This window comes from Sphingobacterium anhuiense, from assembly GCF_042686355.1.
Classification (GTDB): domain Bacteria; phylum Bacteroidota; class Bacteroidia; order Sphingobacteriales; family Sphingobacteriaceae; genus Sphingobacterium; species Sphingobacterium anhuiense.
In genome coordinates this window covers 359198-379107 of sequence record NZ_JBHUPE010000004.1, presented here as the reverse complement: position 1 = coordinate 379107, position 19910 = coordinate 359198, and the positions used below count along the sequence as shown (strand labels likewise).

The 19910-nt window shown below is 38.9% G+C and carries 12 protein-coding genes; 3 read left to right on the top strand and 9 right to left on the bottom strand.

Features of this window, described 5'->3' with window-relative positions; all coding sequences use genetic code 11:
• Positions 1-7: 7 nt before the first annotated feature.
• The 5 genes from ACFS6I_RS07140 to ACFS6I_RS07120 form a co-directional block, all read right to left on the bottom strand.
• Positions 8-3502 (bottom strand): SusC/RagA family TonB-linked outer membrane protein, encoded by a 3495-nt coding sequence (locus ACFS6I_RS07140; protein ID WP_380919166.1) that lies wholly within the window; start codon positions 3500-3502, stop codon positions 8-10.
• Between the two features lie 131 nt (positions 3503-3633).
• Entirely contained in the window at positions 3634-4713 is a 1080-nt protein-coding gene (locus tag ACFS6I_RS07135) for a FecR family protein (protein ID WP_380919164.1), read from the bottom strand.
• 55 nt (positions 4714-4768) lie between these two features.
• Positions 4769-5320 (bottom strand): RNA polymerase sigma factor, encoded by a 552-nt coding sequence (locus ACFS6I_RS07130; RefSeq protein WP_380919162.1) that lies wholly within the window; start codon positions 5318-5320, stop codon positions 4769-4771.
• A gap of 465 nt (positions 5321-5785) precedes the next feature.
• Positions 5786-6250, bottom strand: a complete 465-nt coding sequence (locus ACFS6I_RS07125) for a GyrI-like domain-containing protein (protein ID WP_380919160.1) — start codon at positions 6248-6250, stop codon at positions 5786-5788.
• Between the two features lie 207 nt (positions 6251-6457).
• The gene (locus ACFS6I_RS07120) at positions 6458-8938 is read right to left on the bottom strand and encodes a phosphocholine-specific phospholipase C (RefSeq protein WP_380919158.1); all 2481 of its coding nucleotides are present in this window, start codon (positions 8936-8938) and stop codon (positions 6458-6460) included.
• Between the two features lie 427 nt (positions 8939-9365).
• On the opposite strand from ACFS6I_RS07120, the gene ACFS6I_RS07115 reads away from it, so the two are divergent.
• The 3 genes from ACFS6I_RS07115 to ACFS6I_RS07105 all read left to right on the top strand — a co-directional run bounded on the left by ACFS6I_RS07115 (position 9366) and on the right by ACFS6I_RS07105 (position 11632).
• Positions 9366-10178, top strand: coding sequence for a helix-turn-helix domain-containing protein (locus ACFS6I_RS07115; RefSeq protein ID WP_380919156.1), 813 nt, complete (start codon positions 9366-9368; stop codon positions 10176-10178).
• 71 nt (positions 10179-10249) lie between these two features.
• Positions 10250-10936 (top strand): DUF6624 domain-containing protein, encoded by a 687-nt coding sequence (locus tag ACFS6I_RS07110; protein ID WP_183913644.1) that lies wholly within the window; start codon positions 10250-10252, stop codon positions 10934-10936.
• Between the two features lie 66 nt (positions 10937-11002).
• Positions 11003-11632, top strand: a complete 630-nt coding sequence (locus ACFS6I_RS07105; protein ID WP_380919154.1) for a hypothetical protein — start codon at positions 11003-11005, stop codon at positions 11630-11632.
• Positions 11633-11711: 79 nt separating this feature from the next.
• Here ACFS6I_RS07105 and ACFS6I_RS07100 read toward each other — a convergent pair whose 3' ends face one another.
• The 4 genes from ACFS6I_RS07100 to ACFS6I_RS07085 all read right to left on the bottom strand — a co-directional run bounded on the left by ACFS6I_RS07100 (position 11712) and on the right by ACFS6I_RS07085 (position 19910).
• Positions 11712-13772 (bottom strand): glycoside hydrolase domain-containing protein, encoded by a 2061-nt coding sequence (locus tag ACFS6I_RS07100; RefSeq protein ID WP_380919152.1) that lies wholly within the window; start codon positions 13770-13772, stop codon positions 11712-11714.
• A gap of 98 nt (positions 13773-13870) precedes the next feature.
• On the bottom strand, positions 13871-15106 hold the full coding sequence (locus tag ACFS6I_RS07095) for a YdcF family protein (protein WP_380919150.1): 1236 nt from the start codon (positions 15104-15106) through the stop codon (positions 13871-13873).
• 20 nt (positions 15107-15126) lie between these two features.
• Positions 15127-16647, bottom strand: a complete 1521-nt coding sequence (locus tag ACFS6I_RS07090) for a RagB/SusD family nutrient uptake outer membrane protein (RefSeq protein WP_132840299.1) — start codon at positions 16645-16647, stop codon at positions 15127-15129.
• A gap of 14 nt (positions 16648-16661) precedes the next feature.
• Entirely contained in the window at positions 16662-19910 is a 3249-nt protein-coding gene (locus ACFS6I_RS07085; protein WP_380919147.1) for a SusC/RagA family TonB-linked outer membrane protein, read from the bottom strand.

Sequence of the window (19910 nt, the reverse complement as noted above, 5' to 3'; positions counted from 1 at the left end):
GCTCGGGTTAGAAATTAACGTTTAGACCAAAAGAATACACTTTACTTAAGGGATATATCTTCCCTGTACCTGAACCTCCATTGATGGTTTCTGGGTCAAACATTTTCGCCAATGGACTAAAAGTCAATAAGTTTTCGCCACTAACGAATACATTGATACGCTCGAACTTCCAGCGTTGGATCAGTGATTTAGGGATATTATAACTGATGGTCAGGTTTTTGAGGCGTAAATATGCAGCACTTTGTAAATAACGGGTTGAAGATAGCTGGGTCTTATTGATATAAGAATTAATGGCACCTGCAGGTGCTGCATAAGGATTGGGATAGTAAGCATCGGGATTACTTTCGGAGAAGTAATCTAAATGTTGTTTGAAAACGGTCACTTGCGCTAAAGCACCTGCTCCCCAGAAGTAAGCATCGGCCACTGCTGGACTAAAATCTCTTTTACCAATACCTTGCCAAAGCATATTCATCGATAAATTTTTCCACGTTAATCCACCAGAGATACTATAGCTATACCTTGGGGTGCTGTTTCCGATAATGGAAATGTCGCCCATATCACCTAAGCGATTGGTTCCATTATTGATTTTTCCATCATTGTTGATATCAAGGTACATGACATCTCCAGGGATCCAATCGCGAGCGGACAAAAATGACTGATCCAATTCATTATAAGCATCTGCTTCTGCCTGTGTACGGATTAATTGATTGGCGGTATAGCCCCAGATTTCACCAGATGTCTTGCCCTCGTACCATTGTCCACTTGGATCAAATTTTGTTGGATTTTGATATTTCGTAACCATTGATTTGTAATCTGTGAGGATTAAGCCCAAATTATAGCTCCAGTCTTCGGAAAGCTGATCACGCCATTTGACATTAACTTCCCAACCGCGTGTTCTTAAATCAGCATTGTTACTTTTTGCGGGTACTGTACCGAAAAGATCGGCTACATCTCGAGATGGACCGAGCATATCTTTGGTGTTGCGCTGATAGATATCAATTGCACCGGTCAATCTGTATTTGAATGCCGTAAAATCAAGACCAAAATTGGCGCTACGTACAGTTTCCCAGGTGATCAATGGATTGAAAGCACCCGGAGCGTTGATATAACTCTCGCGGCCATTTTCAAAATAATACCTTCCTCCTGCTCCGTTGGCACCTGGTACGATGATGCTCATGTTTTCCGAGTACGCATAGAGTCCTGCTCCAGCCTGATTTCCTAATGATCCGTATGAACCTCGTATTTTCAGCTGATTGACCCAGCTGACTTCATCTTTAAAGAAGGACTCTTCACTGATGTTGTATGCCGCCGATACCGATGGAAAGAAGCCCCAACGATTGTCGGGCGCGAAACGGGAAGAACCATCATAACGGCCATTGACTTCCAAGAGGTATTTTTGGTCGAAATTGTAATTCAAACGCGCAAAGAAACCACGTGTTGCCCAATGATTACGTGCTTCTTTACTTGATTTGGTTCCTGTCGACAGGTCTATACCCGGACGATCGAAGCTAATCAAATCACTAGCGGATGTGTAGATTTCTTTAAACTGATTTAGTTCTTGCTGAAAACCCGCCGTAACATCAAAATTATGGTTGTCTAGCGATAATTTGTAGTTGGTATAGATGTTAGGTGTAAGGTAATTGTTGCTGTTCATTTTACGCTCAAAACTGCCTCCTAATGGAATATTGTATTCTGAACGATTTACAAGATAAGAAGCTCCATCAATGCCATAAATTGTGCCTGGGAGTTTTAAGATATCATTAGCATCATTATCTAACCTATAATTGAGATCGGCAAATATCTTCCAGTTTTTTAAAGGACTTATTTCCAAACCACTTAATATTGCTAGTGTATTGTTTGTCAAATCGTCTTTTGTACCCGACTGTAAATATGGAACCATGGATTGTTCATTCCAATTACCATAAAAATCGTAAGGTGATACATTGGGACGCATACGCGCTAAATTATGGAAGAACATGTCTTCATATCCTGCTAGAGGCGTTTGGTTATTGCTTCTGGTATATTTAACATTGGCTTTTAGTTTTAGCCAAGAGGTCAGATCTGAGGAAACTGAACTGTTGAAATTATAGCGTTTATAGTCGATATCTGCATACCGCAAGATTCCTTCTTCGTTGTAATAACCTGCCGATACGTAAAATTGCGTACCTGCATTGCCTCCACTCATGTTTAGTGTATAATTCTGACGTAGAGCAGTTGGTTTATAATGCAGATTGAACCAGTTGGTGTTAGCAATTCCATTGGCACTGTTTTCCCAGCTTGCATAATTGTTGGTGTTGACTTCTGGAAAAATCGAAAGACTGCTTGGATCATTGATATACTGTTGCAATAGCGCAATCTTGTCTTCCGAATATTGCTTCGTACCCAATGCATTAAAGGTCGCTGCATTGAAGAAGTTGGCAAATTCTACGGAATTAGCCATATCGGGTAATCTAACAGGTGAAGTAATTCCGGTATTGCCGGTAAAACTGATTACTTTTTTTCCAGCTGTACCTTTTTTGGTTGTTACCAATATAACTCCATATGCTGCTCTTGATCCATATATAGCAGATGCCGACGCATCTTTCAGTACTGAAATGTTTTCAATATCGCTTGGATTGATATCTGCAAGTGACATCTCCATTCCGTCTACAAGTACATATGGGCCATCGGTTCCGCTGATGTTTCCAACTCCGCGTACATTGAGATTGAAACTTTGACCAGGCTTAGTATTTCCTCCAACGCTGACATTCAGTCCCGGTACGATCCCTTGTAAGCTTTGTGTTGCATTGACAACAGGTCTGTTTTCAAGTTCACGTCCGCTAATTGCGGAAACGGCACCGGTCAAATTGACGCGCTTTTGTGCTCCATAACCAACGACAACGACTTCTTCAAGTTGAGCAAGATCGTCGGCTAACTGAATAGATTGAAAAGCAGATGAGTACGATACCTCTCTTGATACAAAACCGACACTACTGATTAAGATCGTACTTTGTGTATTTTTAACCGCAATCGTAAATTCTCCTTTTTCATTTGTAAGTGTACTCCTATCAGATCCTTTTTCCTTAATGGATACTCCTGGTAAAGGTTCGCCTTTGCTATCGATGATCTTACCATGAAACCTGGGGTCCTGTACTACGATTGGTGAAATAATAATCCGGCCACCATTGATCTCCTGCATTTTAAGACCTGTTTTTTCTAAAATAGGTTCTAACAGTTCATTCCATGGTTTTTTAATTGCATTTACATCGCTGATCACAAATTTGTCAATCTGGTTGTCATTGTAGATAAAACGTAGATCAGTTTGTTTTTCGATCAGCTGTAGTAAAGTTTTAAACTTTATGCTTTTGTTTTTTAAAGTAATGTTGCCTTGCGCAAGTGTCGAATTTGCATAACTGTTGTAGCCCAAAGCTACAATAAGCAACAGCGTAAATTTTACCATGAAGAGCCACTTTAGGTAATAAAGAATTGGCACATGACTGACGACATGTGAATTTTTTTTCATAATTTAGATATTAGAAGTTAGTAATTAAGCACATTACTTTACTAGGGCTTTGTGCTTGTTCATTCATCTTTTAGGGTATATCGTTACGATATACCCTTTTTTGTAAAGGTTTGATTCATAATTTTGGGTTTTTAATAAATTAATATACTGTCTTGTTTTTCTGTGTACTGTAAATTGACACCTGTTTTAATTAACAGGTCAAGTAAATCTTTACAGGTTTTTTCCTCAAATACACCCGTAAAAGACTCATTCATGAGTCTTTCATTTTCTATAACAATCGTTTTATTGTACCACCGTTCCATTTTTTTTGTCATAAGTTCCAATGGATCATTTTGAAAAACAAGCTTATTTTTAGTCCAAAGAATATCCAGTTGTTCACCGTTTGTAGCGGTAGCTTTTTTCATATCAATAATTACTTGTGTGTTATCAGGAGAAGTATTCTGACGATTTTTACTGATACGCATGGCATTAGTCATGATGTTGGTTACTTCGATTTTGTCTCCCGGCAGCATAATATATTGACGATATTTACCATTGTCTTTTATTTGTAGATTGACCTTCCCTTCAATCAATGCTGTTTCCATTTTCTGTTCTTCAGGATAGGCTCTGACATTAAATTGAGTACCTAATACTTCAATTCTGTTGCCATAAGAATCGACATGAAAAGGTAGATTTTTGTTTTTTGCAACATTAAAGTAAGCTTCACCGGATAATTTCACATCACGGTTACTATGTCCATATGACGTGTTATATTCCAATTGGCTCTCGCCATTCAACCAGATTTCCGTACCATCTTTTAACCTGTAGAATTTACGCTCTCCCTTGGCGGATACAAGTGTGATGCTATCATTACTAGCTACTGGCATATAGATGTAAGTAACTCCTATTGCTAAAATGAAAAATATAATCACTGCTGCTATTGAGAATCTATATTTTCGCACTTTACGTTCAGGCTCTATTGGTTGTGCTATTACAGGTTCTTGGGAAACAGCAGCAGACATAAATTTTTGCTTTGATCTTTCGTAGCGTGTTTCTTTGGGGATTGTTTTTTTTCCAGATATACTTTTGCTCTGTGTTAGAAAGAGATAGAGATCGATTCTATTTTCATCTTCAGCCATTAGACGATACAGCTCATCCAATTCTGAACCCGAAATCGACTGGTTCAAAACTTTATGAATCAATTGTAAATATTGCTGATCTGCTGATGACATATTCATGGTTTAATAGCAAGACACATGAAAAGAGCAAAATCCCCAATACGATATGTTATTTTTTTGCTTTTAATAGAAAATATAATTTTTCGATTGCAATCTGCATGTGTCTGTCTACTGTTTTGACTGCGATACCCATGCTTTCGGCCGCTTGTTTATAGGTCATCTGGCAGTCTTTTACCAAAAGAAATGCTTCTTTGGTTTTTGGTGATAATTGATTGATTGCAAATTCAATCTCTTTGGTTTTCTCGGTAGATATTAGAAGTGCTTCAGGAGATAGGTCGTCGATTAAGGTATTACAATGCAGTTCAACAGATTCGTAACGAACTATTTTATTTCGTAATAGATTGAGACATTTATTTTTTGTTGCCCGGTATAAGTAGGCAGACACTGATTTGATCTCCATAAGCTTTGGACCCATATTCCAGATCTCCCAAAATACTTCGCTAGCGACATCTTCAGCGTGACAATCGTCTTTAACAATGGATAAGGCATATTCCTCCAGAATTTCTAAATTTTTACTGAAGAACTCCTTAAACACATATTCATCACGCATAATGGCGATTTTATGTTTTTGCTCTTCACTAAAATCCTTAATATCGTACATGTTTATGGTTCGTTGATTGGCTTGACTAATATAAACAAATCATACATAAAACGTTAACAATTGAAAAAATTTAAAGAATTTTACTTCAGCTTCCCGACTGAATTTCTGAACCGCTGGAATAATTTAAGAGATTTGGTAATAACTACCAAAAGCAATACTAAACTTTTAAATGAAAACATGTCCACTTGATTTAATATCTTTTGATTTGATTAATAATCTACGTGTTTAAAAAGGTGTTTTAAACATTTTACTTCTTAGCAACAACCTAAATATTGCTGTTATACTTCATATTGTATGATGCATGAATCTCTTACTATTCGATTTTCAAAAAGTTGAAGCAAAATACGGCATCAAAAATAAGGTCATATAAAAAGCCGTTTGGTCATTCCAAACGGCTTTTATTTTAATACTATCTTATTTATATTTTTTTGGTACCGCTACAAAACCAAAATACAATAACTATTATTACTTTATGGAGATAAAGGTCTCTACCTCTGCCTCAGGACCATCATTGTATTTTTCACCATGTACGGTAAAATCTGCTTTGTAGGCTCTTTTTGAATTAAATTCTTCATCACCCCAAATGCCCAACCAAGTATTGAATACGGCTTCTGGCATCTTTCCTTTGGATACAAATTCAGCATATTCTCCCCCTTCGATCACTAGACCGACAAGTCCTTCTGGAACCACCGTTAATGTACTTACTTCATATCCGATAATGGTATCGTAATGGCCTGTAAAATCTGTTTCATAATTTGTATAAACGGCATAGATGTCGTTATTTATCTTTTGCTCGAATTGATGTATGGTTTCATCTTTCCAAAACTTTTGCCATAATAATTCGATATCATTTGCAGATTGTCCATTTTCATTGGTAGTTCTAATGGTCATACCGATAATCTTCTTTTCTTCAATAGTAATGTTGTTCATTTTTTGATTTTTAATATTTAAACGAAGATAACGATGACGGGTGACAGCAGTATGTCAGCAGTAATAGCCACATTGAATTAAACTTATAGCCGATAAAAGGAATCAGATATAGAATGGTACGCTATTAATTTGCATCTAAGTAAAAGCACCATACAATTTGAGGTGTATGATGCTTTTTGTTTAATAATAGAAGGATCGTTACGACTTTTATGCCATTAATGGATCGCTTTTCGCGTTTTGTCCAACTTCAATACGTCCTGCAAATTGCTCGAAATAGTTCAAGTATCCAGTACAGCTTACTTTTATATCATACCAAAAATGCTGTTTGGATAAATCAACTTCGGCCACCGAGGTCGAACCTGCACGCACCTTGATGTTACGTGGCGGTTGTCCATAGCTGTTATCTTGAAGCAATACTTCAACCTGACGGTCTTCATGATTCGTGATCTCAACCAGCAATCGGCCTGTAAATCCTTTACCTTTTTTATCACTTTCGTAACGACAAGAAATATTAATTTTCGGGTTTTCTTTACCTCCGGCAAATGTTCGAAAAAAACCATTGGGACCGTAAACGCTTAATTTATAAGCAGGCTTTTCGAAGGCTTCTAATGACCAGCTATCCTGCAACCGGTCCCCTGCAACGGTAGCATAATTCCAACTTCTTCCTTGTTCATTATGATAAGAAGTTTCGCTGTAAACGGTAAATGCTGCTCCTGCTGATGCGGTACCGAATACGTGGTTTGCAGACTCAAAGGAGATCTTATATGCTGCATTTTCTTGATCAAAATATCCATCAACATAGAGTTCATAAGGAAGCCCACATGAATCTCTATTCCCCTTCTCTTGTTTCGGGAAGTAGGGTGAAGTTCGAGGATCTTGTTCTATTTGATCTATTTCAGCTTGATTTAAGGCTTTAAATCCTTTGGGCACATCTTTATATTGTGCTTGATGAATGCTTTTAATAAATGGGTTTTTCTGAACAAATTCGGGTTTTGTTATAACTTCTCCTTTGTAAGGTCTAAAAGCGGAGGTTAAATCTCCACAAACGGCCCTCCTCCATGCTGTAATATTAGTCTCTTTGATATCAGAACGTGTTTTGTGATTAATGAACCGCTCTAAAAACTGTAATGGTGAGGTGTGGTCAAACACCTGTGAATTTACCCAACCTCCACGGGACCATGGAGAAGCTATGATCATCGGTACACGATACCCAAGGCCGATGTTACTTTCACGGCCGCTTTCGGGATGATATTGCTCTTCTTTTGTTACATATTCCAACCGTGTGTCGATGCCTTGAGAAACTTTACCTGAATCTTGACGATAAGGGTTTGGCGCCGCAAAAGGTGCCACATGGTCAAAATAACCATCATTTTCGTCATAAGTAAGGATAAAGATCGTCTTTTTCCATACTTCTGGATTTTTGGTTAAGATATCCATGACTTCACTGACATACCAGGCCCCGAACCAAGGTGAATCAGGGTGATCCGAGAAAAGCTGCGGTGCCGTCAGCCAAGATACCGTAGGCAGTTTGCCACTGTCCACATCTTCTCTAAACTGATACAAGATATCACCCTTCGGTATTTGGAGTTGGCGGGTCTCATCGCCTTCTTGATATTCCATCTGCTCGAGCTCCATATAGTCTGGAGCAGCACTGTTATTGACAAATGCACGTCGGTGGATTTCTTTTGTGTATGCGCTTAACTTCTCAAAGTTTTCGTCCGTATACAGCTCTTGCTCTTTTAAGGTTTCTTGCAGTCGTTTTTGTAATTTCTCGTACTCTTCCCCAGTTGCTATGCCTTTTTCCTTTAGCTCTTCAAGTTTTACGTCGATCTGCTTTCTTTTTTCAATCAATAGATCTTGATAACGCTTGCTATATTTGACAGCATATTGAGGGAAATATTCCATTACATTACACCCAAAATTCCCCAACCAACTGTTTTCTCGACCACTATAACCGGCACTACTGGAAGATATTTCATTTTGATAGATTTTCCAGTCCACTCCGCTGTCCGTAAGGCGTTCAGGAAAAGTTTTCCATGTGGCTTTACCACTGAACTCGGAATCTCCGTTCCAGACCAGTGCTTTATCGGTCAGTTTTTCTCTGATATTGCCTGTCCAAAAATAAAGCCTATTGGGATTGGTGCCTGTTAGACTGGAACAAAAATGTTGATCGCAGATGGTAAATGCATCGGCCATGGCATAGTAGAACGGTATATCTTCACGCGTATAATGACCCAATGTTAAGGGCATCTCTTTAAAATCTTTAAATCCCGAACGTTTTACATCCAGCCATCGATTCATTTTGCCCTGATTACGTGCATCGGTCTGGTCTGTCCAATTATGTGGCAGACAGCCCATCCAAGTGACTTTAGAATCTTTAATATCCAGTCGAAAAGGAGCATATGTTTTACCATCAGCTTGTGTCTGTAACCAGACTTTTTGGTTATTGGGCTGCCGGATAGCACGTGGATCGTTAAATCCTCGAACTCCCCTTAGCGTGCCAAATGCATGGTCAAATGATCTATTTTCTTGCATAAGCAGCACAACATGTTCTGCATCGTAAAACGTACTCCCTAATGTAGGATCTATAGCAATGGCCTTAGCAATAGATTGAGGTAGCAGTTGCGACAAGGACATACCACCTGTTAGCATCGCCGCTTTTTTTAGAAAATCTCTCCTGTTATCCATTTTATCAATTATCCTTTTAAATCATCATTCTTTAATCAGCCCTATGAATTCCACTTTTGTTATAATCGCAAATATGCGATCGCTTCTTCCTAATTTTCTAATATCATGTGAGACTTGAAAATACGAATTATAGCTTGTTTATAATGAACAGCAATTATAAACTAATTATTGGAAATAGAATATTATTTTTTTATCAATTCCATGTTGCTCAGTAATGATGGAATTGGTATTATTATCCATCTTCGTGGTCATAGATTGATTGTAATGATAGAAATAACCAGTTAGACAGGATAGTGAGGCATAAGAAAAAACTAAAGATCATACGGGAGATAACTTTTGGAAATGTGCCTCTTATAGGTGCAAGTGCGCGATAATCTTATTATCTTTAAGATATATCTCCTTTTATAATTTTTTTAGATATACTATTATGTTTACCAATATTATACCATTTTCCGATCAACTAAAAAAATATATTACCTGTTTTACAGTGTCACATCATGGAGAGACCTTTCCTTTAAGGTATACAGCGTTTCCAAATTTGGGCACATGTCTAGCCTTATTTAATCATACCTCGATATCCATACAGCCCAACAAAGTTACCTTCACAAGAGATGAAACCCATGGGCCTGAAATTATTGTATTGGGTAGATTAACACAACCGACACTAATCACGTTTGATGATCCTGTAGACGAAATAGGCATTAATTTTACACCCTGCGGTATCAACTATTTTTTTGAGCTGCCATTTGTAGAAATAGCAGCTCAGTCACATCAATTACTGAGCGAATCCAAATGGTCTAAATTTGCTTCACAACTCTTCGCAATTCCTTTAGAAAAGAGAATTGAAAGCCTCGAAGAATTTCTTTTATTGAATTTAAGCGTACACAAAGGGGATCCATTAGAACGAATTTATAACAGCACTTCTGAAGTCAATAAATTGACCGTGAAAGAGCTGGCAGCAACCGCCTGTATGTCTGAACGAAATTTCCTACGGTACTTTAAAAAGTATGTTGGTTGCAATCCTTCCCTCTTTAAAAAAATAATTAGATTTAGAAATGCACTTGATGCTCAATACTCAAAAAATACAAACGCATATCACAAATTTTTAATTACAGAAGACTATTACGATTCATCCCATTTCAGAAAAGAATTTGTACAATTTACGGGTTGTGCATTGAGATCCTTTAAAAAAGGCACTTTCCTGCCTGGAAATGGGAGTTCAGTATTTAAACTGATGTGAAAGTTGTCCGATTTATACCTTTTTAGTTTTTTCCTATCATGTATTTTTGATAAGTAAAATAAGTTGTAATTATGAAAGAAGTATTCCTATCAGTATTAGCACTCATTAGCATAAGCTGTTATGCTCAAAAGCCATTAAATCTGGAATTAAAGAAACAATTGGATACCATTCTACGAACTGATCAGGGTATAAGGGAATTTTTAGATCCGCAGGTTACGGATGAAAGGAAAGATACCATTGCGCAATTCCTCAATTACCCGAGAGCTTTACTCGATAAAAGTAACTGGAAAATTATGCAAAAAATTGATTCAATAAATATTGAAAAGGTCGAGCATATCATTGAAAAATATGGTTACCCAGGTAAAACATTAGTTGGTGAACCTGAAAATACAGCTGTTTTTTATGTGGTACAGCATTCAGATAAAATCTCAAAGTATTATAAATTAATTGAAAATGCAGGAAAGAATAAAGAATTACCTTTTCGGTATGTTGCTATGATGCTGGACAGAAAACTTACTAGCGAAGGAAAAGAACAGATATACGGTACCCAAGTATATATGCAAATGGTGAATAATCCAAAAACGGGTAAAAAAGAGCCATTTGAATATGTAATGCCTATTAAAGATGCTAAAAACGTAAATAAGAGACGCAAAAAAGCTGGTTTTGATTCTACAGTAGAAGAAAATGCACAAAGACTCGGGGTGGTTTATAAAGCATATACACAAAAGCAAATAAATGATGTTATTAAAAATAAGTAAACGTATCTTTAACTGTTAACATGAGTTTCTTTTAACGAATGATTAAACACTAATTGTTAACTGATTATGAGAAGAACTAAAGCTTATGCAAAAAAAGAATATCGCATTTTTGTTGGATTACTTTCAGTACTATTTGTTCTGTTATACAGTTCCTGCAGTTCAATATCTCCGAAATATTTAGCAAAAACTGCCGATGACTACACTGTTTCTAAAATAACATCCCAAGAGGTCTACACCTTTGATAATTTTCCACTGAAAATAGGGAACCGAATAAATCCCATTCTGGAAAAGAGTTCAAAGGAAAATGTTGACTGTTTCTGGAATTTCATTGAGCCGGGTTATTATAAACGGGATAGCCTCCAATTTCTTTACAAAACTTCATTGGAATTAATTAGCAAAAATAAAATTCATTTTAAATTGATTGATACTGGGGGTCATGTTTTGCGGAAAAAAACAATAAAAATCAAATCGGAACCACAAAACTTTATCTCGCTTCGAAAGACAGATGTGGACATTTACATTTTATTAAATAGATTTATCTCGACAACATCCTGCTTCGCCATAGCTAAAAATGGTGACTTAATCGTACCAAGTGAAACCATAGCAGGTGGTTTTCTCGTGTTTTTTCCTTTTGCAGGAAATCAGGATATTGGTACAAATACGTATAAAAGAATCTACTTAGATTTCAATGATTAATTTACAGCCATCCTCCAAACTCATAAAACACCCGTTTGGTGATCCAAAACGGGTGTTTATTAATCACTTTAATCAGCTCTTAATCTCGCTGTTTCAAATCTGAAACCCAGATATTGGCTGTACCATAAGTAGAAGGTTCGGCGCTTGCTTCTATCTCCAGTAATCCACCTTTATCAAGTTCTTCATGATGTATCCAAATTCTGTTGATATCTTTACCATTTAGCAAAATCCGTTTGACATAGCTATTTTTATCACTGTAGTTGAGCACCTTAATCTTAAGTTTCTGCTCTCCACGCTGTACAACGATCTCTGGAAATAAAGGGACGCTGACATAATAAATAGGCTGTCCGATCAAAGGCTGATGTAGGCCCAGTGCCGTCAATATAAACCAACCTGACATGGCGCCGGCATCGTCATCCATGGTACGTATAAATGCTTTAGGTTGGTTCTTGTAGATTCGGTCTATGAAGGGATCTATACCACGGCTATTGTCATTAAAGTAATATTGTATTACCGTATCCAGCGCCAGCTCCCGTATCAATGATTGATAGCGTGATGGCTTACTGCTGCCATAATAGGATGTGGGTGACTGTATATCGGGTTCGTTGGCACGATTAAAATAATGATGATCAAAAAAATCATCCAATTGCGCAGTGAATGTTTCTTTACCTCCTGCCAGGTCTACTAATCCCTGCATATCAAAGGGTACATTCCAGCGGTATTGACGGATTGTACCTTGATACATATTTCTTGCTGACATACGATCTACATCCGGACGATTAAGATCCTTGAATTCTTTTAACCAAACTGTTCTGTAACTGCTTGCTCGGTCCAGGTAATGCTTACGTTCTGCCTGGAAAAGACCTGCCATAGCCCACATATCATAAGCAGCTTCTAAATATTTATCTGGTTTTGAAAAATCAAAACGCAGCGTGTCGTGCACCAAAGAGTCACGGATTGTGGCTAAATGTATATCATATCCCTTTTTACTGGCATCTAGCAACACTACCGCAGCATGTTCTGTCCGAACGGAATTCGCAGGTTCATTTGGTCCTGCAAAATCAAATTTTCCATAACGATAAAGATCTGAAACCGAAGAAACAATATTCTGATATTGCTGTGGATAGAGTAGTTCTAATAGAGGTAGCTGTGTTTTGTAATTGTCCCAGATAGCCCATCCATGATAACGTCTGCCTTTGGACTGGTGGACTTGTCCATCTGTGCCTCTATAGTTACCGTCTGATTCATTGATCTGATAGGGTGACTGAAGGGTACGATAAAGCAAGGAATAGAAAAGCTTCTCGCGATCAGGATCTCCTTTAACTATAATACCCATCAGATAGCTTTCCCAGCGATTATCGGAAGCAGTTTTTACCTGATCATAAGTTTTATTGCTATTAATGTTTAAAGTGGCCTCAGCATAATTTGGACTTACAGCAGAAAAAGCGATCCGTAATGTTGTTTTTTTTACCTGTTTGTCCAAATGAAGAGTCAGGTGATTATCCGTTCCTATCCAAAGGTTGCTGGATGTGGCGGAGATTGCATAATGTATGCTGTATACACCTACGCCACAGGTTGTTTTTGATCTGACAGTTCCTTTGATGATACCATTCTTATCAATGGTATAGCTATTGGATACAAATGCACCATTGAATGCATGTGCAAGATCTAATGTCAGTCCTTTTTCTCCTTCAGGAAAGGTATATTGATGAATTCCAAAGTTTTCATGCACTGCAAATTGTACTTTTATACGACCCTTTAATGCAATGTCATAATATCCCGGCCCTGCCTTTTCCTGCTCTTTAATCAGAGGTTTGCCATCATCCTGATGTCCTAGAAATGGCTTTATCAAAATGAGACCTCCGCTCCCCTTACAACCCACACCTTCAAATCTATTGTGGGTAAATCCCAATATTTCTTTAGCGAGGTGCTCATACCCCATATGCAACGTGGGATAGGTTTGAGGAGCGATACTCATCTGATGGAAAGGTGAAGATGCGGCCGGAGATAGCTGTCCGTGATCTCCAGAAGATCCAAGAAATACATTTGTCAATTCGGTCTTTGTCTGAGCGTGAAGTGCTAAAAAGGAAATAAATGACATTAAAAAGCTGGTCGATAATTGTCTCAAGTATTTTTTCATAACGCTGTTCACAGGTCTCAAAAAGAGACCTGTAAATTACTATAATTATGGGGTTAGTAATGGAAATATATAAAAATTGAAGAAAGAATCAGAAACAGCTAAGGATCTAACGGTTCATCCGGATCTATGGTTAGAGATTCTATACGCGGTTTAAACTCCATAATGACATCACTGATGCGTTTTCCAAGCTCATACGGCACATACCCTAATTCCCGCATGCAGCGATCGGTCATATTTTGAACAGCATCGATATGTGGTACACTGCTATTAACGATTGCAAATTTATCTTTCGGAAATCCATAAGTCAACAGGATACGGGCAGTATTACGCAGGTTAGTGGTGGTATGGCGTGCATGTGGATCAATCAAAATTGCTTCTTCGGGCACACCGAGTACCTGCATCAGGTATTTTTTCATCTCCAGCGCTTCGATGTAGGGGGTCTTATAGGGATGTACACGTCCGCCTGAAACTATAATAAAGGGAGCTAATCCATCGAAATAACTGCGAGCTGCCATTCTGGAACGCAACATCCCGCCGGGACTGATTGGTTGACCGTATTGATCTGGTCCTGCTCCTAAAGTCAATAACAGGCTATAAGGATAGCGGTCAAAATCTGTTCTTCGGATCGCTTCGTATGCTTTCTTATTCTCCAACTGCATCAAAGGTTCCAATTGTGCCGCGTCCCATCTTTCGTTAACTTCCAATAGCCTAACAGCTGTCCAAAGTGATTCGTAGAATGCTAACTTAGGTTGCTGTACATCTTTGAGAACGTCCTGTGCCACATCTTTGAGCAAGTGTAGATATGATTTACTGGTAATATTAAAAGAAATAGAATCTATACGCGGATAATTAGGTTTCTTAGCTCCGGCATAAACATCGATCACATAGTTCATTGCTTCAAGATCCTGTCGCAATGCGCGAGCAAGGTATTCATCGGCTTTCTTTCCATGTGAAAGCCCATAGGTCTGTGAATCCATCAGCCGATTGCGGAAGGATTGCCCTTTCTGGCTTTTGGTGTTAGCAACAAAAATGTTCACTAAAAGATCAATCTCCTGTTGTTTCCATTTGAAGGCATCCACAAAGCATGCTACGTCTGCACATTTAGTATTGTTGAGGTAGCGGCTATGCCGTTTTTTTAGTAGATTTTGAACTTCAGGCAGAGACAATAATTGTCCAGTCAGTACGCTATCTTGACTTAGAATAAAAGAGGCATAATAGTTTTTGGCGATCACCCAATCTTGTGGGCTTCTATCGCTATGAAACTCCTGGCCCCAGGTTACATTCGAAAGGCATGTACCTAGGACCAGAAGCCATATTTTTATCGTATTGATCATAAGAGTAGTTTGTCACTAATTTAGTATCCTGTATTTTGATACATCTTTTCAGGATTTAGCTTATACTCGTCAAATGGTATCGGATAGTAGCGATCTTTAATCGAAATATTGGATAACTTGGCATTACCATAGTCGGCCTGACTCTTCTTTTTAAAATATTCGACCAGTGCATTTGCATCATAATTACGGATGAGATCAAACCATCTGTGATTTTCAAAGGCAAGTTCTACACGGCGTTCATGCAAAATAGCCTCTTTCAATGTCGGGTATTTGGCTGCGTAACTGGCATTAGTCCTTGAAACTGCATATGATGGTAAGCCTGCTCGAAGCCTAACCTCGTCGAGCAAAGCAATAGCTTCTGCATCTTTACCCAAATTCATCTTCGCTTCTGCAAGGAGCAACATTACGTCGGCATAACGGATCAGTATCCAATCATTTCCTCCTCTTCCTTCGGTTCCTGCACCTTCACTGTTATCTCTAAATTTGGTGATAAACCAATCTTTAACTTGTGCATGTTCGGCAAATTTGATAGAAAAAATCTTGCGCAGATCTTGATCTTCATAATCTTTTACAAGATCATGCTTAACATTGCCTCCGATACCTGTTGATATAAATTTCGAATTGATGTTTTCTCCTCTCGCCTGATTATTGCGTGCGATACTTGAACTGTAGTTTTGGTCACCTTGCAGATACTGAATCTGCATTACCAATTCTTTACAGGTACTTTTTTTGCTAACATCGAAGACTTCCGTATAAGGAATCTCCGTAAGCTTGCCAAATGTACGCATGCCGTATGATGCTGTCAGATATTGCTCTGCTTTTTGAAAATTAGTTTGTTTATCGCCTGCCAAGGTTGCTCCCATAGTCAGATAAACCTGTCCTAAAATAGCATTGATGGCTGCCTTGGAAGTTCGCCCTACAGCATACTGCCACTGCACATTGGGCAGGTTGCTGTTCAGAGCATCAGTTAGATCTGTTACGATCTGCTGATAAACAGTAGCTTCTTTTTGTCTATAGGCAATTTCGGCCGCTTGCTCTTTGGTCGTGATCTCGACCGTTGACAACGGAATATCACCGAATTTACGTACCATATGGAAATATAAGAGTCCTCTCACAAACTTGGTCTCGGCAATGTAACGTTCTTTGACTGCATTGTCGGCAAATGTTACACGGTCGATATTGGACAACAGCGTATTGCAACGTGCAATTCCATCGTACATAGCAGACCAGTGTGTTTTGATATAAGAGTTACTGGGCAATATGGAGAAATCATTAAACTGGAAGGGTTCTCCTGCATTGGACTGGTTATCATCGCGTCCGGTATTATCCGAACGCTCTTCGCTGTAAAGTGCACTGGACTCGCCGATGGTGCTTCCGGAGCGCAATGCTTGGTACAAACCGTTAACAGCTAACAATACGTCGTTTTCAGACTTGAAATATGTGCCGACAGAGACCGCATTGGGGCTTTCCTGATTTAGGAAATCTTTATTGCAAGAGGATAATGCGAGAAGAACAAAGGGTAGTAAATATCTTTTTTTCATGATAGTCGATTTTTTTAAAATGTAACTTTTAATCCGAGATTGAATGAACGTACCAATGGGTACAGACCGTAATCAACACCTGGAGTCAGATTGCCGCGTTGATTGTAATCGGGTTCGGGGTTGTAACCTTTGTATTTACTGATGGTAAATGGATTGTCCACACTCGCGGATATCCGAACGCCCGAAAGGGATAACTTGTTTGCTGTTGCACTTGGCAGACTGTAACCCAGGATGATATTTGTCATCCGAAGGAATGAACCATCTTGTAGGTAGAAGGTCGACAGACGTGTGCTGTTACTCTGGGTTCCACCACGTGAGGCACGATATACTTCACCATTACCTGGATTTGAAGCTGATCTATAGCGTTGTGCAACATCTGCATATTGATTGCCTGACCCTTCCATATTATACAGGTAATAATCGTAGCCATCCAAAACTTTGTTACCTTGGGATCCATTGAACGAAGCTCTTAAGTCAAAGTTTTTATACCGTGTACTGATCGCAAATCCGTAGGTAAAATCGGGATGTGGACTACCGATAATACGTTTGTCTTCATCGTTTACAATACCATTACCATCTACATCTTCAAAATAAAGATCACCCGGCTGCAATGGATTGGTTGAACCTGCAGATGGGGCAACACTTTTATAGTTCTCTTCGGTAGCTACTCCCAACACTTTGAATCCATAGAACATGCCGATTGGACTGCCTTCTTGGGTAATATGTGTGATGTATGAGCGCTCTGCCCCATTGGTCATAATGGTAGAACCTCCACCAAGATCAAGTACTTTATTTCGGTTGACATTGATGTTACCACTGATACCTAAATCAAAGTCCTTTTTACGGATCAAGGTAGCATCGACCTGAAGGTCAAACCCTTTATTTTCGACTTTACTATTAGGCAGATTGGTCAATATGGTCGTCGCTCCCGATACTGCGGTGATCGGCTGATTGAAGAGCATATCGGACGAACGACTCAAATAAATATTGGTCATGATATTCAAGCGACCTCTAAGAAGTCCTAAATCCAAACCAGCATTGTATTGTGAGGTGGTTTCCCAACCTAATTTCGGGTCACGTATATCTCCTGGCGCTAATGAGGTTTCTACTTTATCACCAATGATCACACCTGTGGGTGAATTGTATGTAGTGATGGCATTATAATCGCCAATATTGTTGTTTCCACTTTTCCCCCAGCTTGCCCTCAGTTTCATCATCGACCCCGCTCCTAACCAAGCATCATAAAAATCTTCTTTTGAAATTGTCCAGCCCGCAGATACGGAAGGAAATGTACCCCATTTGGTTTTGGGTCCAAACCGGGATGAACCGTCGGTACGGAATGACGCGGATAGAAAATATCTGGAGTCATAACTGTAATTGACTCGGCTAAAGTACGACTGCATTGTTGTTATTCTTTTGTAAGCATCACGCAACTGAAAATTTGAAGGATCTGCTCCTTTATTGGTAATCTCATCGATCGCATCATTCTGAAATCCGTTGGCGCGAACAGACATATAGTCGATATCTGTCCGTTGAGCTGAATAACCTAATAGGGCCGTAACTTGGTGTTTTTCTGCAAATGTCTTATTATAATTTAAGGTCGTTTCGACTAATTTGTCGATTTCACTTCGGGTAGTGGCATCGGCATAAGCCGCAGCTTTTGCAGAATTTGAATAGGGTGCGTTATTGCCATTTGAAATACTTGTCGGTCGATAATAGTCGTGCTTCTCATCATAAGTTGACAATCCACCATTTACTTTTATATTTAAACCATCAAAAATAGAGAAATCAGCAAAAGCATTATACAGACCTCGCTTCCCGCGTCTATTATTCTTGATTTCAGTGACATAGGCCAATGGGTTTTCTGGATTTTGCACACCATAGTTATTGGCAGATAAATCTGCCATTAAAAATTTGGCATAGCTACCATCCTCATTATAAACGGGCAGCGTAGGTAAATAGATCAATGCGGCCATAGAAGGACTACTGTCATAGCGACCTGTGGTTACCTCATCGTTATCATTGTAGGTGAAAGATACGTTGGTACCTACAGTAAGTCGCTTGCTGACCTTAGCATCGACATTGGCTCTAAAATTAAAAACCTGTTGTCCAGTACCCAACATTATACCGTCTTGATCTTGATATGAGGTACTTAAAAAGTATCTGTTTTTTTCATTTCCACCATATGCGGATACGTTGTGCCGTTGAAAAGGTGCATTGCGATACAAAGCATCCTGCCAATCAGTATCATATTTTGCTTTCTTAGCTAGACCTGTCGAAAAATCGTAATACTCTTCTGGAATCGAAACCGAACCGGCATTACTTACACGGGCGACGCGGTCGGCATTGCTGTCTAAGCGCATATTATCATTCCAAGTCAATCCTCTACCAGTGACCAGGTCTTTGTAAGCATTATTTCTTCCATCGATCAGTAAATCGATAAATTCGGCTGCATTTAATAGATCTATCTTTTTTGATAACTGACCAAAACCGCCTAATACTTCGTAATCTATATTACTACGTCCCTCTTTACCACGTTTGGTGGTAATAAGAACCACACCTCCTGCAGCTCTAGAACCATAGATCGCGGCAGAAGCGGCATCTTTGAGGATATCGATGGTCTCAATATCATTGGGATTGATATTTAAGTTATTGCCTGAAGGATATCCATCAATAACGTACAAAGGATCTGAACCTGCATTGATAGATCCTATTCCGCGTACCTTAATTTTGGTTCCCTCATAGGGTGCACCGCTGGTTTGCATGACTTGTACACCAGCTATTTTGCCGACTAAAGCTTGCGACAGTTTTGGTGATGTCAGGTTGAGCTCATCTGCTTTTACACTCGCAATAGCTCCTGTTACATCAGATTTGCGGACTTTCTGATAACCAATGGATACCATCACTTCTTCAAGCTGTTGCCCTTCTGAAACCATCTTAATCTGAAATCCACTTTGAGAAGTAATGGTCTGTTGTACGGTAGTAAAACCAATGAACCGGATAGAGATGGTATCTCCGACTTTTCCATCCATCACAAACCGACCGTTATGATCTGTCTGATAGTCTTGTTGGATGCGCAAATTGCGGACAGTCGCGCCAATAATGGGCTGCCCCGCTTCATCGAGCACGATTCCGGATAGCTGCTGTTGAATATTCAGTTCACTTTTCAACAATGCTATTCTTAAATTGCTTGCTTCTGTAGGTAGTGAGTGGCATGTAAGTGGTATTAACAGCCACAATAGTCTAGATGATTTAAAGTACAT

Coding starts and splice junctions, on each gene's coding strand:
- ACFS6I_RS07115 (WP_380919156.1), top strand. CDS start 9,366: ATGTTTACCAATATTATACCATTTTCCGATCAACTAAAAAAATATATT.
- ACFS6I_RS07120 (WP_380919158.1), bottom strand. CDS start 8,938: ATGGATAACAGGAGAGATTTTCTAAAAAAAGCGGCGATGCTAACAGGT.
- ACFS6I_RS07095 (WP_380919150.1), bottom strand. CDS start 15,106: ATGATCAATACGATAAAAATATGGCTTCTGGTCCTAGGTACATGCCTT.
- ACFS6I_RS07130 (WP_380919162.1), bottom strand. CDS start 5,320: ATGTACGATATTAAGGATTTTAGTGAAGAGCAAAAACATAAAATCGCC.
- ACFS6I_RS07105 (WP_380919154.1), top strand. CDS start 11,003: ATGAGAAGAACTAAAGCTTATGCAAAAAAAGAATATCGCATTTTTGTT.
- ACFS6I_RS07140 (WP_380919166.1), bottom strand. CDS start 3,502: ATGAAAAAAAATTCACATGTCGTCAGTCATGTGCCAATTCTTTATTAC.
- ACFS6I_RS07135 (WP_380919164.1), bottom strand. CDS start 4,713: ATGTCATCAGCAGATCAGCAATATTTACAATTGATTCATAAAGTTTTG.
- ACFS6I_RS07085 (WP_380919147.1), bottom strand. CDS start 19,910: ATGTACTTTAAATCATCTAGACTATTGTGGCTGTTAATACCACTTACA.
- ACFS6I_RS07110 (WP_183913644.1), top strand. CDS start 10,250: ATGAAAGAAGTATTCCTATCAGTATTAGCACTCATTAGCATAAGCTGT.
- ACFS6I_RS07090 (WP_132840299.1), bottom strand. CDS start 16,647: ATGAAAAAAAGATATTTACTACCCTTTGTTCTTCTCGCATTATCCTCT.
- ACFS6I_RS07100 (WP_380919152.1), bottom strand. CDS start 13,772: ATGAAAAAATACTTGAGACAATTATCGACCAGCTTTTTAATGTCATTT.
- ACFS6I_RS07125 (WP_380919160.1), bottom strand. CDS start 6,250: ATGAACAACATTACTATTGAAGAAAAGAAGATTATCGGTATGACCATT.